This is a genomic window from Thermus sp. NMX2.A1, from assembly GCF_000511705.1.
In the GTDB taxonomy this organism is placed as follows: domain Bacteria; phylum Deinococcota; class Deinococci; order Deinococcales; family Thermaceae; genus Thermus; species Thermus scotoductus.
In genome coordinates, this window is record NZ_ATNI01000005.1 from 1 (window position 1) to 12,781 (window position 12,781).

Here is a 12,781-nt window from a genome sequence, read left to right on the forward strand (position 1 = left end):
GCGTAATATCGGAGTACCATGGCTAGGACCTCACGCAACCCCCTACCCCCCCGCGTGGCCCGCCTGGTGGAGCGCCGCAAGGCGCTGGGCCTCACCCAAGAAGGCCTCGCCCGTCTGGCGGGCTTCTCCACCAGCCTCATGGCCAAGATCGAGCGGGGGGCCGTGGACCTCAGGAGCCTCTCCGCCCAGCACGTGGTGGGCCTCGCCAAGGCCCTGGGCCTCCCCCTGAACGCCCTCCTAGACGAGGACCTGCCGGGGGGCGAGCTGGCCAAGCCCCTCCTCCTCCCCGTCTACCGGGCCCCCGAGGACCTGGCCCGGGAGGACGTGGAGCGCTTCGCCATCACCCCCGAGCAGGTGCCCCCGGGGCGGAGGTGAGCAGGCTGGCCTACCTCACCCTCCCCGGCCGGTGGTTCACCACCTTGGACGTCCCCTTCCCCCTCACCCGGAGGGTGCACGTGATGGCCGAGCTCAGGCCCCTGGTGCGGCCCGGAGGGGTCTACGTGGTCCGCCACGGGGAGGGGATGGGCTTCGCCACCGACGAGGCCCTGAGGGGAAGCCGTCTCGCCCTCTACCCCCTAGACCCCTCCCTCCCCACCCTCTGGCTCGAAGGAGAGAGGCCCGAGGTGGTGGGCCTGGTGCGGGCCTGGCTCACCTGGGAATAGCCAGGTGTTGCCAATCAGGCTCCGAGGAGGTAACCTTAGGATATGGACTGGACGCCCCGGTCCCTTGTGCTAGAATGCGGGGCTAAGGAGGTGGGAAGAGCGAAGGACGTAGTGGTGTCCTAAAAGAAAAGAGCGGGAGGTTTCGGGGTTGCCTCCCATCCCTCGTGTGGTACCCACGCTCGCTAAGCCAAGGGTACCGCAAAGCGAGGGAAGAGTCAACCCCCCTGGCCCCAGGGTCGGGGGTGAAGCGGCCCACAAGCCAAGATGCGCAATCCCTCGTGGAGGTATCTGCAAGCGGAAGGAAGCTACAGCCTCATCCCCAACAGCCTGATGGAAGTCGCCCTCAGCGGCCAGGTCCCCGGGTGGGAAGGGACCCTCTCCCCCATCGCCCGCCTGGTCCTCTTGGCCCTGGCCTCCCGGGCCCGGCTCCGGGTGAAGAGCGCCGACGAGAAGGAGCTGGCCGCCCTCCTGGGCGTGGACCCCCGCACGGCCCGCAAGGCCCTCATGGACCTCTGGGAGGCGGGGCTGGTGGAGGTAGACTCCCCCGGGCGCTACCGCCTGGCGGGGGGGCTCCCGCAAGGAGGGCACGCCGGCCCGCAAGCCTTGCACGCCCCCCTGCACGCCTTGCAAGGCGGAGGTGGGGAAAATGGCCTTCCAGACGGTGATTTCCGGGGGCCCGAAATAAAGGAAGAAGTAAAGGAAGAAAAAGATCTTCCTCATTCACACCCGCCCACCCGGGCCGAGGAGGAGGAGAAAGAGGCCTCGGAGGAAGAGGTAGTCCAGCCCTCTCAAGGAGAAGAGGACTTCCCCGAGGCGGACCTCGGGGGCGAAGGCCTCCCGGCCGCCCCCTCTTCGGTGAACGAGCCTTCGCTCCCTTCCAACCCTTCCCCGCCGCTCGTGAAGGCGGGCACAAAGCCCCTGCAGGGGGCCCTCAAAGGGGCGGGGCTCTTGGGAGAGTTCTACAGGGCCTTCCGGCCCGGCTTCCCCTCCGAGGCCCTCTGGGCCGCCTACCTGGCCCGCCTGGAGCGGGAGGCCCTGCCCAAGGGGGAGGTCTTCCTCCAGGCCCTGGCCCTCACCCTGAGGGGGGTGGCCCAGGGAGGGGTGCGCTACCCCGCCCGCTACCTGGAGGCGGTGATGGCGGACCTGGAGGCCCGGACTCCCGCCCCTCCGCCCCCGCCTGGGGGAACCCGGGACGGGATCCTGGACGGGGCCCTCCTCCACCTGCCCGATGGCCGGAGGGGCTACTTCGCCGGCTGGACCGGAGGCGGGGCCAAGGCCTTCGTGGAGGTGGACGGGGTGGCCCACCTGGTGGATAGGGAACTCGTCCTGGCGGCCCGTGTGGTAGGGTGAGGGGGTGGAAAGGGTGAGCCTGGCGGCCTCTCAGGACCCCGCTGAGACTCCCCAGAGCGAGGAGCAGTGTCCTAGGGATCAGGCCTACTACGCCTCCCTCTGGAGCGTGGGCCACGTGCGCCTGCGCGAGGTGAAGAAGAAGGACAAGGTGTTCTCCTTTTACCATCTCGAAGCCCCCGGCTATCCCAGGGGTGTGTTTCTGCCCCTCCCCAGGGGTTTGGGCCAGACCTTTCTGAACCAGAGAATCGGGGTCGTCTACGCTCCCAGAACGGACGAACAGGGAGCCCTTAAGGGCCGCCTGGACTACCTGCGCCGGCTGGACCCCACCCTCTGGGAGAGGGCCCCCTACTTCCACCTGCGGGGCCGCCTGGCCGCCGTGAACCCCGAGGAAGGCCACCTCCAGGTGGAGGTCCGCCCCAACCCCGGGGGCAAGCTCAGGGCCCCCTTCACCCTGACCCTCTGGGCCTCCCTCTCCCTCCTGGAGGCCCTGCCCCCCGTGGGGAGCGGGGTCTACCTGGAAGGGGAGGTGAGGCCGAGGAGCGGCCGCCTGGTGGTCCGGCGCTGGGAGCCCGCCCGCCTTTGGGACGACCCCCAGTAGGCCACCTGGCCCAGGTCCGGGGCGTGGTCCACCTCTCCCCCATTCCGGGGGCGGTGAGCCTCCGACTGGAGGGCCAGGGCCTCTTCTCCAAGCGGGTGCGGGCCCCAAGGGGCCTGAGGGAGGGCCTCGTCCCCGGCCTCTACCGGGTGGTCCTCCACCCCCGCACGGACGGGGAGGGCTTCCTCACGGGACTCCACCTGGCCCACCGGGAGCTCCTCTCCCCCGCCCCCCTTGGGGAGGTGCCGGGGGAACCCCTTCGCTTCCTCCTCCTGGGGGAGTGGCTGGGGGCCTGGGCGGGGCTGGGCCGGGTGCGGGTGGTGCCTGGGCCCAAGGAAGAGCCCGAAACCCGGCCCTTCGTCCTCCGCTTCCTCCTCCGCCGCCCCCACCTGGCCCCGGCCCCGGGGGGGCTGGTCCTGGCCCTAGGCCGGGTGGAGCGGGGCCGGCTTGTCGGGGAGGCCTTCCCCCTGACCCCAAGGGCCCTGCCCTAGCCCTCTTCCCGGACCGCCGGCTCCAGGACCTCCCGGGCCCGGGCGTGGGCCCGCTCCAGACGGCGGAGGGCCTCCTGGAGGGTCTCCCTCAGGACCCGGTGCCCCTCCCTGGGGAGGGAGGCGTAAAGGACCCCCAGGAGGCGGTCTTCCTCCTCCAGGACCTCCATGGCCTCCCGGGCCTTGCCCAGGGCCGCCAGGGCCATGCGCACCTCCTCCCATAGCCAGGCGAGGTCGTCCGCCAGCTCCTTCCTGGCCTCGGGGTCGTGGAGGGGGTTCACCGCTCGCATCCTATCCCGTCCCCGTCCCGATCCAGGCGGTGGGGGTCTGGGGGGAGGACCTTGAAGCCCTTGTACGGGATGTCCTTGCAGTCCAAATCGGGTGGGGGCGGGGGAATGCACACCGTGGGATACGCGGGATGGCACCGCCCCGCCTTGCCCGTCCCAGAATAGGAGCCCGCCGAGGGGACGGCCCCGGGGCTTTTCCGGTACTCCCAAGGAGCCTGGAAGCTCCCCTGCCACACGCCCCGCTTGGCCGCCTGGGCTTGGCGCTGGGCCTCGAGGTAGACGCTGCCCCCGTACTCCACGTAGGCCAGCGCCCAACCCTGCTCCACGAGCCAGCGGTTGACTTCAAGGCCGCCCACGTGGCACACCGCCACCACGCGCCCGTAGCGGTCGGTGTCCCGCCGCTCGCAACGCACCGTGCGCTGCCCCAGGAAGTCGGCCAGGGCGAAGGCCGCCCGCCGCCCGCAAGGCCAGGGCTTCCCGCCGACGTCCAGGCAGGTTTGCGAAGACTCCACGGCGTCAATGCCCCACAGGCGGACGCGTACCCCCTGGATCTCGAGGGTGTCCCCGTCCACCACGCTGGCCCGCCCCACCAGGCTCTGGGCCAGGGCGAGGGAGAGGAGGAAGAGGAAGAGGCTAATCCACCGGACTTTCACCGTTTCCCTCTCCATCTTCCCTGTCCACGTCGCAACTCCTCCTGTAGAGGTCTTCCACTAGCCTCTCGAGGGCCTCCTTCAGCGCCGCCTGCCAAGCCAAGAGCCTCTTCACCTTCGCCTCTTGCTGGGCCACCTTCCTCAGGGCTAGGAGGGCCTCGTCCCTGTTCCGGGGGACTTCATTCCCTCCGCTCAGGAGCTGAGACCAGGTCTTCCCCGCCAGGGAGGAGCCGGGAGCTTTGGCCACCTCCACGAACCACTCCAAGGCCTCGGCCTTATCCCCATCCTGCACCCTGACCACCGGCCTCCTTGGGGCTCCCTTTCGCCCCCTGGCGTAGAGGGTGTCCCCATCGCGAAGTAAGTCCCTCAGAGGGATGTTCGCTTCCAACTCCTCGAGGGCCCACGCTACCTTGGCCGCTCCCAAGGGGGCGAGGCTCACGGCGAAGAAGGCCTTCGCGGGAGCCCTAGGGGCTTTGGGATTCAAGTCCCAGCCCTGCCCTTTAAGGGCCGAAAGCATTCGGGCCAGCCTCTCTAAGGCTAGGGCCAACCTTCGCACCTGCTTCTTTTCGGAGGGACTGGCGTGCGGAATGGGGATTGCTTTGACCAAGTTTGGGCTAGCCTCTATGACCCCTCCTGAGACGTACTGGAAGCCGGATCGCCTTGAAGCGGCTTCGGTGTTTACGATCCCCACCAGGTACCCCATATCGTAGCCTTTGGAGAGGGCCTCTTTTCTAAGGCGCTCACGGTTGTTGGGCTTTCCCAGCTGGCGGTTCCCCACACCTTTGAGGTCGCACCACCGCACGGCTACCGTGGCCGTGTGGTTGGCGGTGAGAAAACTCCCGTACTGCCCTCGGTCCCAGATCGCCTCGTGAAGGGGCTTCCGAAGCATTCGCTGAAAGAGCATCTTTTCCCGGTCCCAAAGCTCTGGGAACGTGGGCGCATAGACCTCCGCCGGGGCCCGGAGCCCGGGGCCGTACTCCAGCCAGAGGAGGCCTTCGGGGGCAAAGTGATCGATAAGCTCTCCGTTCACGTAGGGGCGAGGGTGCCTCGGGTCCCGGACCTTGGAGAGGAGGTCCTCCAGTCGGAAGCTGCCGTCCTTGGCGTGGAGGACCATTCCTTTGGAAACGTAGCATATATCCCCCAAGGGCACACACCCTTTTCCTACAGCCAGGGTTCCCACCCTGGAGAAGGCGAAACCTTTTTGGGAAACCCGCTCCTCCTTCTCCGGCCCACTCGCCCCGGGCTTTCCCGAAAAGTGCCTGCGCAGGACCTGGTGTCCCTCTGGGGGAGAGGCTTTCTGCACCACCAAGATCGTGTTGTCCACCACCGCATCGGGGAAGAGCTCCTTCCCGTTCAGGTGGGCCACCTCCAGGAGGGTGTGCTGCAGAAGCCTGTTCCTAATGGCCTCGGCGAAGGAGGTGTCCTCGATGGAGGCGCTCACGAGGAGGCCCACCTTTCCCCCCTCCCTGGCCCACTCCAGGGCAAGGGCCACGAAGGGGACGTAAAGGTCCCACTTCTTCTGCAACACACCCTCTACCCTCTCCCTGAGGGGAAGCTGGTTCTTGACGGCATCCCGGTACTCCTTCATCCCCGGAGCATCCGCCCGCACGTAGGGGGGGTTGCCCACCACAAAGTCGAAGGCCTCCGGGGTGAGCTTGACCTTCTCCTCAGGCCAGAGGTCGCCGTCAAGGAAAGCGGCGCTCGGAAAGCGGGCCACAAGAGTGTCGGTGTTGTATACCCGGAAGCGGTCGAGGCCAACGTCCTGTCCCAGGTGTTTTATTCCCTCGAGGAGGTCCATGACCTGGATCAGGAGGTTGATCTCCGCCAGGTAGCAGGCGAAGGGGTTGACATCCAGGCCCACCAGGTTCTCGGCCACGGCCTTCAGGGCAAAGGCGAGGTTCTCCTCCGGTATCTTCCCCCCCTTGTCCCGGAAGGCTTCCAGGACTCTCCGGACCGCCCGCACCAGGAAGGTCCCCGAGCCGCAGGCGGGGTCCAGGAGGGTGGCCGTGGCCACCTCTTTGCCGCGGAAGCCCACCCGGTCCAGGATGTAGTCCACCACCTCCGGTGGGGTGTAGTACATGCCCGTGTGGTGGCGGTGCTCCTCCGTGGCGTAGTGGGCGTAGAGGTGGCCAATGATGTCCTGATCCACATCGCGGAAGTCGTAGTGGGCCAGCTTCCAGAGGAGTTCGAGGGCCAGAGGGCGGCTCGGGTGGTACCAGTCGAAGGTCCCCTCGGCGAAGAAGTGGGCGTAGACCTCCCGCTCCGCCCTGCCGAAGACCAGGGAAAAGAAGGCCTTAAGGCCCTCAGGAGCTTCCCCTCCCCCGCCCAGGTAGTAAGGCTCCACCTCGAGGAACCACTTGGCCACGCCTCCGTTCGTGAACATGCGGGTCAGGAGCCCCTTGTCCTCGGCGATGCGCACCAGGAGGAGGCGCACGAAGAAGATGTAGGCCGTCTGGGTGGCGAACTCCTCCAAGGCCCGCCTCTCCAGGTCTCCCTTCGCCTCTATCCTTAGGAGGAAGCCGTGGCGGGCCTTCCACCTGGTGAAGGCCTCCTTCGTCTGGACTGCTTCCCCGTGGTCCTCTTCCAGGCGGTGGCGGCCTTCCTCGTAGAGGAGGGCCAGCTCTTCCAGCCTCTTAAGGACGACGTCCACGCGCCCCCAGGAGGTTTTGTCCCTCGGTAGGTAGCCCCTGAGCCGATCCGCTTTGCCCCGCCAGGCAGTGGCCCCCTCCTCCCAGGGGGCTTGTAGCTCCCTTTTCAACTCCGCCATAGGAGCCTCGGAGAGGTGGCCTTCTAACTCCTTCAGGAGCCGGTCCCGTACCTCGGTGAACTCCTCCCGAATGGACTTTTGCCTCTGGCTGTTGGGCCCCCAAAGCCTTTTTTCCGCGGCCTTCAGCTCCTCAAGCCGGGTCCGAAGCTGGGCCAAGGCATCCTCCTTGAGCTCTCCCAGGACCTCCTTCACCTCCTCCGTGAACCTCTGGAGGAAGCCCTCCCCCTTGGCGGGGACCACGGGGATCCGGGCCTCCCCTGGCCAGGTCTCCCCGTTTGGGGCGTGGGGTTTACCCTCTTTCGTCATGGTGAGGTCCTCGATCCACCGCTCCTTGGCTTGGACCCTTTCCCTGGCCAGCCTCCCGTAGAGGGCCCGAAGGGCGCTAAGGGAGTCCTCTTTGAAGAGTCCCCCTTCCAGGAGTTCCCGGAAGGAGATGTAGAGGACGGCGTTGGGGGGGCCGTCGCCCGCCTCGTAGACCAGAAGCTCCCGCCCGTTGGTGAGGACTCCCCTGGGCACCCCCAGCCGCCGCATGTAGCGGAAGAGCTGCTCCTGGTGGGCGGCCATGTCCTCCCCCGTGGCCTTATCCTCCACCAGGAAGTAGGGGGTTCCCCCCGGCTCCAGGTACACCAGCCAGTCGGGCTTTTCGGAGCCCTTCTGCTGGTTGTAGATCACCCGGTCCTCGTCGTACCCCAAGCGGGCCAGCAAGCCTTGGGTGAAGAGGCGGCCCACCACGTTGGCCTCGTCCCCCGTCCTCCCCTGGGCGATGTACTCCCGGTAGGGCTTCCCCTCCACGGTGAGCCCCTCAAGCCAGCGCACCACCTCTTCGGCGAAGGCCTGGGAGTCGCTCTTCCCGCCGTTTTTCACTCCTCACCTCCTAGGAGGGCTAAGAGCTCCCTGACCTTCTCCTCCACCGCCCGCCGCTTCTCCGGAGGGAGGCTTTCCGGGTCCAGCCGGGCGAGCCTCGTCGCCACCTCCTTGTGCCAGGGAGGAGGCGCCTTCTCCTTCACCAAGACCTCCCGCACCCTGGCCTTGAGCTCCCTCAGGGAGAGGCCCCCCTTGGCCTCCTCCAGGAGCCGGGCCCGGGCCTCGAGGTCCCTCACCTTCTTGAGTTCCAGGGCGGCGGTGTAGGGGATAGCACCCTCCTCCAGGGCCGCCCTCAGGTCCTCGGGGAGCCCTAGGAGGGGGAGGCGGTTCTGCACGAAGGACTCCCAGGTCATGCGGCCTAGGGCCTTAAAGATCTCCATCACCCGCTGAGCCTCCGGGTTCCCCATAACGTTATGGGGAACTTTCCTCCTCGCCTCGTCCCGCATCCGGTGGAGCAGGGCCACCACCTCCTCCACGGACCTCCCCAAGTCTTCCGATAGGAGGGCGAGGACCCCTATGGTCTCCTCGTAAGGGTTCAGGTCCTCCCGCTGGAGGTTCTCCACCAGGGCGAGGAGCCTCGCCTCCTTCTCGGAGAGCTCCACCACCCGCACCGGGACCTCGGAGAGCCCCGCCATCCTCGCGGCCCGGTACCGCCTCTCCCCGGCCACGATGGCGTACCTCCCGTCCCCCAAGGGCCGCACCAGGAGGGGCTGGAGAACCCCCTTCTCCCGGACGCTCTCGGCGAGGGCCTCGAGGTTCTCGAAGCGCTTGCGGGGCTGGGGAGAGGGGACGAGGACCTCGAGGGGAAGCACCTTCCCGCCAGCCTGCACGGGCTTCCCCTCCATCTCCTCCAAGGCGGAAAGCGCCCTGGCCAGGAAGGGGTCCATGGGGCTCGGCTTGCGGCTCATCAGGCCACCTCCTTGTGCAGTTCGGCCTTGACTTGCTCCAGGATCCCCTCCAGAAAGTCCCCGAGGGCCCGCATCTCCCGCCGAACCTCCTCCCCGCCCACCGCCTGCACCGGAAGCCGTTGCACCTGGGCCTCCCGGTACACCGCCGGACGGCGCACCAAGGGGGGCGCCAGGGGGATCCGCCCCCCGAGGGCCTCGAGCTGGGCCAAAACCTCCCGGTCCCGGACCGTGCCCTCCAACCCGTTTGGGATGAGAGCGCGGACGAAGGCGCCCCCGCCCCACATCCCCAGGGAGGCCAGTCCCTCGGCGTAGTCCTGGGATACAGCGAGCACCGTGGGTAGGGCCTGAAGCCCCTTAGGTGAGGCTTCCACGGGGACCAGAAGGCCGTCCCCGGCCATGCCTGCAACCCCGGCCAAGGAGCCCAGAGAGGGCAGGGAGTCAACGAGGACGAGGTCGTACTCCTGCCGGAAGGCTTCCAAGGCCTTCCTCAAGGCGAACATCTTGTAGGGTTCCCGGATAAGGACGAGCTCGGCCCGGGCGAGTTCCACGTGCGCAGGAATGAGGCTAACCCCCGGAAGCACTTCCCTTGGCCTGAGGCGCCCCTTGCCCTCCAGGAGCCCGAGAAGGGTTTCCTCCACAGGAGCCTCTACCACCCCGAGCCAGGCGGAGAGGTTGGCCTGGGGGTCCACGTCCACGAGAAGAACGCGCTTGCCCCTAGAGGCCATCTCGTACCCCAGGTCCCGGGCCAGGGAGGTCTTCCCCGCCCCTCCGGCGTGGGTGAAGAGGGTGAGCACCACCCCTTCTCCCCCCGGGGCCTCCACCTCCTTGACCACGTACCAGTAGCGGCCAAGGCGCCGCGCGTTGAGCCTCCCCTCCTGGATCTGCTTGAGGGCGCCGGAGTAGGAGAGCCCCTGCTCCAGGGCCCAGTCCTTGAGGGGAATGAGGACGGTCTTCTTCATCTTGGAAGCAATATAACCCGCCTCACGCCGTGAGTCAAATCCCACAGCGGGTGTGTTCTAAATCACCCGGATAAGAGCCTTTCGGCCTCCCTGCCGTGGCCTCGAGGCCGGCGGGGACCACCCCCTCCTTCAGGAAGGATCGTCCCAGAGCCTGGCAGGCTCCACCTTCTTCGCCACGAGCCGCCGGGTCTTCAGGCGGGCCTCCCCCTCCACGTAAACCCCGCTCCCCAGGGTGAGCTCCTCCAGGAGGGCGAGGGGAGCCCAGAGGGTGAGGGTGAAGGGCTCCTTGAGGCGTCCCTTGGGGTTGGGCCGCACCTCGAGGCCAAACCTCCCCTCCTCCCGGTCCACGAAGGCCACGCGGCCCTGGGCGGCCATCAAGGGGTGTCCCTTCCCGTCCCCCCTGGGAACCCCGATCCGACCAAGGCGAAGGGACTTCTCCAGAAGGCCCTGGCCGTTCGTGCGGGGCCAGAAGGTGCCCCGGATGTGCGCCCCCACCAGCTCGGCCATGGGCCGGCCCCGGTGGGCCCGGGGCAGGCGGAGGAAGCTCCCGTCCGGGAGGCGGAGGCGGTAGAAGGTGTAGACCTGGCCGTTCGGAGCCCGGCTCTCCTTCACGAAGACCTGCCCTTCCACGAGCACCACGGCGGCGTAGTGGGCGCCAAACCTTAGGGGAACCCGACTCAGGGAAGGTGAAGGGGGCGTCGTGACCATTCCCCTCTACCCTAGCACACGGGCCCGGAGGACGCTCTCCCGGTCCACCAGGTAGGCCACCCCGTCCACCTCCACGAAGGCCTTGGCCCCGCCCCCGGTCCACCCGGCGAAGTACCCCCGCCTCCCGTCCGGGAGGAGGAGGGCGTCCTTAGGCACCTCCTCCAACGAGGGCGGGGGAGGGGAGGGGTGCTCGGAGCGCTCGGGCGGGGCGAGGTCTTGGAGAAGGCGGTCCAGGTAGGCCGCCGGGTAGCGGACCGCGCCGAGGCGGGCTCCCTTCAGGGTGCGGTCCAGGGCCTGGAGGAAGGCCTCCCCCAGGGGCAGGGCCTCCCGCTCCAGGCGCTCCAGGTAGGCCCGCCAAAGCCCCCCGTGGGCGAAGCCCGGGCGGAAGACCCGGTAGAAGTCCACCCAGAGCCCCGCTTCCTTGAGGCGGGCCTGGAGGCGGTACTTCGTGCCTTCATTCACGAGCACCGGGGAAGATCCAGAAGGGGAAGGGGAGGCCGGAGACGGCGAAGGAACCAGGAAGGTCGCCCGCTCTCCTCCCTCTGAGGGAGAGGCGGAAACCGCCCTTTCCTCCGGGGCTTTGCAGTCAGCCTCTACCTCTTCAGCCTCCTCCGCCTCCGCCGCTTGGGCGTAAAGATGAGGAGGATTTTTTTCTTCAGTAGTTGTTTCTTTTTCCTTTATTTCCCGCACCGAGAGAAGCCCGTCCTGGAGGGCGTTTTCCTCACCCGTGCCTTGCAAAGCTTGCAAGGGGGTCTGCACGGCGTGCACGGGGGCCTGCAGGTCCTGCCCGGGCGGGGCATCGGAAAGCCACCACCCCGTGGCGTCCCGCTCCACCAGGCCCTTTTCCCAGAGGGCGAGCAGGGCCTTCTCCACCGTGCGGGGGTCCCGCCGGAGGAGGAGGGCCAGGTCCTTGGTGGAGGCCTTCTTGTGGTGGAGGTTCCTGCGGGTGGCGAGGGCGAGGAAGACCGCGAACTCCCGGTCGGAGAAGCCGCTGCCGAAGAGCTTGTTGAGCAGGGGGTTGGGGATGAGGGTGAATCCGTTTGGCGATTCCAGATGGGTCCAGCCGATTCGCGCTCCCACGGTTGCCTTCTGGGCCGCTTACCCCCGGCCCTGGGGCCCGTGGGGCTTCCACCCGGGTTGACATTTTCCCTTCGGCCTGCTACCCTCGGATTAGCGGATCGCGAGGGTACCAAGATGGTTGTGGTGAAGGGATCGGGGGAAACCCCGGTCTTCCTACTTTTGCCTACCGCTACGCGTTCTTGAGTGCTCTCTCACCTCCTTAACCCTGGAGTCTAGCACGCTCCCCCCAGGGTTGGCTAGCCACAACCGGAGGTTAGCATATATCACCGGTTTTGGCAATACCTGGCCTTTACAGCACCCGCCACCCCCGCACCAGGCCCAAGACCTCGGGGCGCTCCTCCCTGAGCCAGAGGGTGGGGAGCTCCGGGTGAAGGGGGTAGAGGGCCAGGGGGTCCCTCTCCAGAGCCTCGTGGGGGAAGAAGGCGGCGTGGCCCTGGGCCTTCCCCAGGTAGACGGCCTGGGGTTGGAGGAGAGGCCTGAGCTCGGTGAGGACCCAGGCCCGCCGGGCGGTGGGGAAGGGGACGTCCAGGGTGGCGAGCCACCTCCCCGGGACCTCCAGGAAGGCCAGGAACTCCACCACCGCCCCCCGGGGAAGCTCGGCCGGGGCGAGGAAGGCCCGGGAGGCGGGCTTGCCTTCCTCCAGCTCTTTGGGAGAGGTGTAGACGGGAAGGGTGAAGGGGACGAAGCCCAGGTCGTCCCCGGGGACATCCTCCCCCATGACCTGGGAGAGGGTGAGGCCGAGGGCCCTGGCGAGGCCCACCAGGTACTGGGCGGAGAGGGTCTTGGGGTCCACGGCGCCCCGCTCGATCTTGGCCATGAGGCTGGTGGAGAAGCCCGCCATGCGGGCGAGCTCTTCCTGGGTGAGGCCAAGCTCCCGCCGCCTCTCGCCGATGCGGAGGATGTGGCGGGGGAGAGGTCGTTGGCTGGTGCGTGGCATGGCCACACAATACGGCCTGTTTCCTCCCGATGCAACGGCAATGCTGGGAAGCGGTTGGGGCATAGCGCTTCCCGTGCGGGCGCAAGGGGGTTCGTGCCGATCCTCCGGGTAAACTGGCCCCGGTGGAACCGGCTTTCGCGATCTACGCGGACGAGTGTGGCCGCCGCCTCAAGGCGGAAAAAGGATTGGGACCCCCTCAGGAAGTGATACGGGCGTGGTTCAGGGAACTTGTGGAAGGTCGCCTTTTTGCCCGGGGCGTGACCTCCGAGGTGTTCGCCTTTTTGAGGGATCCAGCTTAGATAACTCTTTCCCCGTCAGGAGAACGCCTTGCGGGCGTAGTCGTGGCGCCAGGGGCGGCCCCGCTTGCCCTTGGGGGTGGGTGGGGCCACCTCCTGGGCCAGGCGGAGGCAGTGCTCCAGGACCTCCTTGGGGCTTGCCTCCCGACGAACAAAGCCCTGCTTGCCCATCGGGGCGGGAATATACACCTGTCGTCCCGACCTTTGCAAGGCAAGCCCACAAGTGCTGA

14 protein-coding genes are annotated in these 12,781 nt (G+C 67.7%); 5 read left to right on the forward strand and 9 right to left on the reverse strand.

The window, feature by feature from the left end:
• The first annotated feature begins 18 nt into the window (after positions 1-18).
• The 5 genes from TNMX_RS13135 (at position 19) to TNMX_RS00090 (ending at position 3,098) form a co-directional block, all read left to right on the forward strand.
• The gene (locus TNMX_RS13135; protein ID WP_253269334.1) at positions 19-375 is read left to right on the forward strand and encodes a helix-turn-helix domain-containing protein; all 357 of its coding nucleotides are present in this window, start codon (positions 19-21) and stop codon (positions 373-375) included.
• Positions 372-662, forward strand: coding sequence for a hypothetical protein (locus tag TNMX_RS13140; protein ID WP_253269335.1), 291 nt, complete (start codon positions 372-374; stop codon positions 660-662). The genes TNMX_RS13135 and TNMX_RS13140 overlap by 4 nt, the downstream gene beginning before the upstream one ends.
• 264 nt (positions 663-926) lie before the next feature.
• The gene (locus TNMX_RS00080; protein ID WP_038028197.1) at positions 927-2,012 is read left to right on the forward strand and encodes a hypothetical protein; all 1,086 of its coding nucleotides are present in this window, start codon (positions 927-929) and stop codon (positions 2,010-2,012) included.
• A gap of 4 nt (positions 2,013-2,016) precedes the next feature.
• Positions 2,017-2,610 carry a hypothetical protein gene (locus TNMX_RS00085; RefSeq protein ID WP_244345266.1) on the forward strand — a complete coding sequence of 198 codons (594 nt, stop codon included), beginning with the start codon at positions 2,017-2,019 and terminating at the stop codon, positions 2,608-2,610.
• Positions 2,592-3,098: a hypothetical protein gene (locus TNMX_RS00090; protein WP_253269336.1), complete on the forward strand. Its 507-nt coding sequence runs from the start codon at positions 2,592-2,594 to the stop codon at positions 3,096-3,098. The genes TNMX_RS00085 and TNMX_RS00090 overlap by 19 nt, the downstream gene beginning before the upstream one ends.
• Here the strand turns inward: TNMX_RS00090 and TNMX_RS00095 are convergent.
• The 9 genes from TNMX_RS00095 to TNMX_RS12955 all read right to left on the reverse strand — a co-directional run.
• Complete coding sequence (locus TNMX_RS00095; protein WP_038028199.1) at positions 3,095-3,385, reverse strand: hypothetical protein; 291 nt, start codon at positions 3,383-3,385, stop codon at positions 3,095-3,097. The two genes, TNMX_RS00090 and TNMX_RS00095, sit on opposite strands and share 4 nt — an antisense overlap.
• The gene (locus TNMX_RS00100) at positions 3,373-4,050 is read right to left on the reverse strand and encodes a thermonuclease family protein (RefSeq protein ID WP_038028200.1); all 678 of its coding nucleotides are present in this window, start codon (positions 4,048-4,050) and stop codon (positions 3,373-3,375) included. Before TNMX_RS00100 ends, TNMX_RS00095 begins: the two co-directional genes overlap by 13 nt.
• Complete coding sequence (locus TNMX_RS00105) at positions 4,016-7,663, reverse strand: N-6 DNA methylase (protein ID WP_038028201.1); 3,648 nt, start codon at positions 7,661-7,663, stop codon at positions 4,016-4,018. Before TNMX_RS00105 ends, TNMX_RS00100 begins: the two co-directional genes overlap by 35 nt.
• A complete protein-coding gene (locus TNMX_RS00110; protein ID WP_084221106.1) occupies positions 7,660-8,571 on the reverse strand; it encodes a ParB/RepB/Spo0J family partition protein in 912 nt (303 codons plus the stop codon). Before TNMX_RS00110 ends, TNMX_RS00105 begins: the two co-directional genes overlap by 4 nt.
• Positions 8,571-9,530 (reverse strand): ParA family protein, encoded by a 960-nt coding sequence (locus TNMX_RS00115; protein WP_038028202.1) that lies wholly within the window; start codon positions 9,528-9,530, stop codon positions 8,571-8,573. Before TNMX_RS00115 ends, TNMX_RS00110 begins: the two co-directional genes overlap by 1 nt.
• A gap of 129 nt (positions 9,531-9,659) precedes the next feature.
• Positions 9,660-10,238, reverse strand: coding sequence for a hypothetical protein (locus TNMX_RS00120; protein ID WP_038028203.1), 579 nt, complete (start codon positions 10,236-10,238; stop codon positions 9,660-9,662).
• Between the two features lie 6 nt (positions 10,239-10,244).
• Complete coding sequence (locus TNMX_RS00125; RefSeq protein WP_038028204.1) at positions 10,245-11,318, reverse strand: hypothetical protein; 1,074 nt, start codon at positions 11,316-11,318, stop codon at positions 10,245-10,247.
• Between the two features lie 289 nt (positions 11,319-11,607).
• Positions 11,608-12,255 carry a helix-turn-helix domain-containing protein gene (locus TNMX_RS00130; RefSeq protein WP_038028205.1) on the reverse strand — a complete coding sequence of 216 codons (648 nt, stop codon included), beginning with the start codon at positions 12,253-12,255 and terminating at the stop codon, positions 11,608-11,610.
• Between the two features lie 314 nt (positions 12,256-12,569).
• Positions 12,570-12,781 (reverse strand): hypothetical protein (locus TNMX_RS12955; RefSeq protein ID WP_216593106.1); only part of this gene is annotated, 212 nt, incomplete at its 5' end.

Coding starts and splice junctions, on each gene's coding strand:
- TNMX_RS13135 (WP_253269334.1), top strand. CDS start 19: ATGGCTAGGACCTCACGCAACCCCCTACCCCCCCGCGTGGCCCGCCTG.
- TNMX_RS00080 (WP_038028197.1), top strand. CDS start 927: ATGCGCAATCCCTCGTGGAGGTATCTGCAAGCGGAAGGAAGCTACAGC.
- TNMX_RS00095 (WP_038028199.1), bottom strand. CDS start 3,385: ATGCGAGCGGTGAACCCCCTCCACGACCCCGAGGCCAGGAAGGAGCTG.
- TNMX_RS00100 (WP_038028200.1), bottom strand. CDS start 4,050: ATGGAGAGGGAAACGGTGAAAGTCCGGTGGATTAGCCTCTTCCTCTTC.
- TNMX_RS00110 (WP_084221106.1), bottom strand. CDS start 8,571: ATGAGCCGCAAGCCGAGCCCCATGGACCCCTTCCTGGCCAGGGCGCTT.
- TNMX_RS00115 (WP_038028202.1), bottom strand. CDS start 9,530: ATGAAGAAGACCGTCCTCATTCCCCTCAAGGACTGGGCCCTGGAGCAG.
- TNMX_RS00120 (WP_038028203.1), bottom strand. CDS start 10,238: ATGGTCACGACGCCCCCTTCACCTTCCCTGAGTCGGGTTCCCCTAAGG.
- TNMX_RS00130 (WP_038028205.1), bottom strand. CDS start 12,255: ATGCCACGCACCAGCCAACGACCTCTCCCCCGCCACATCCTCCGCATC.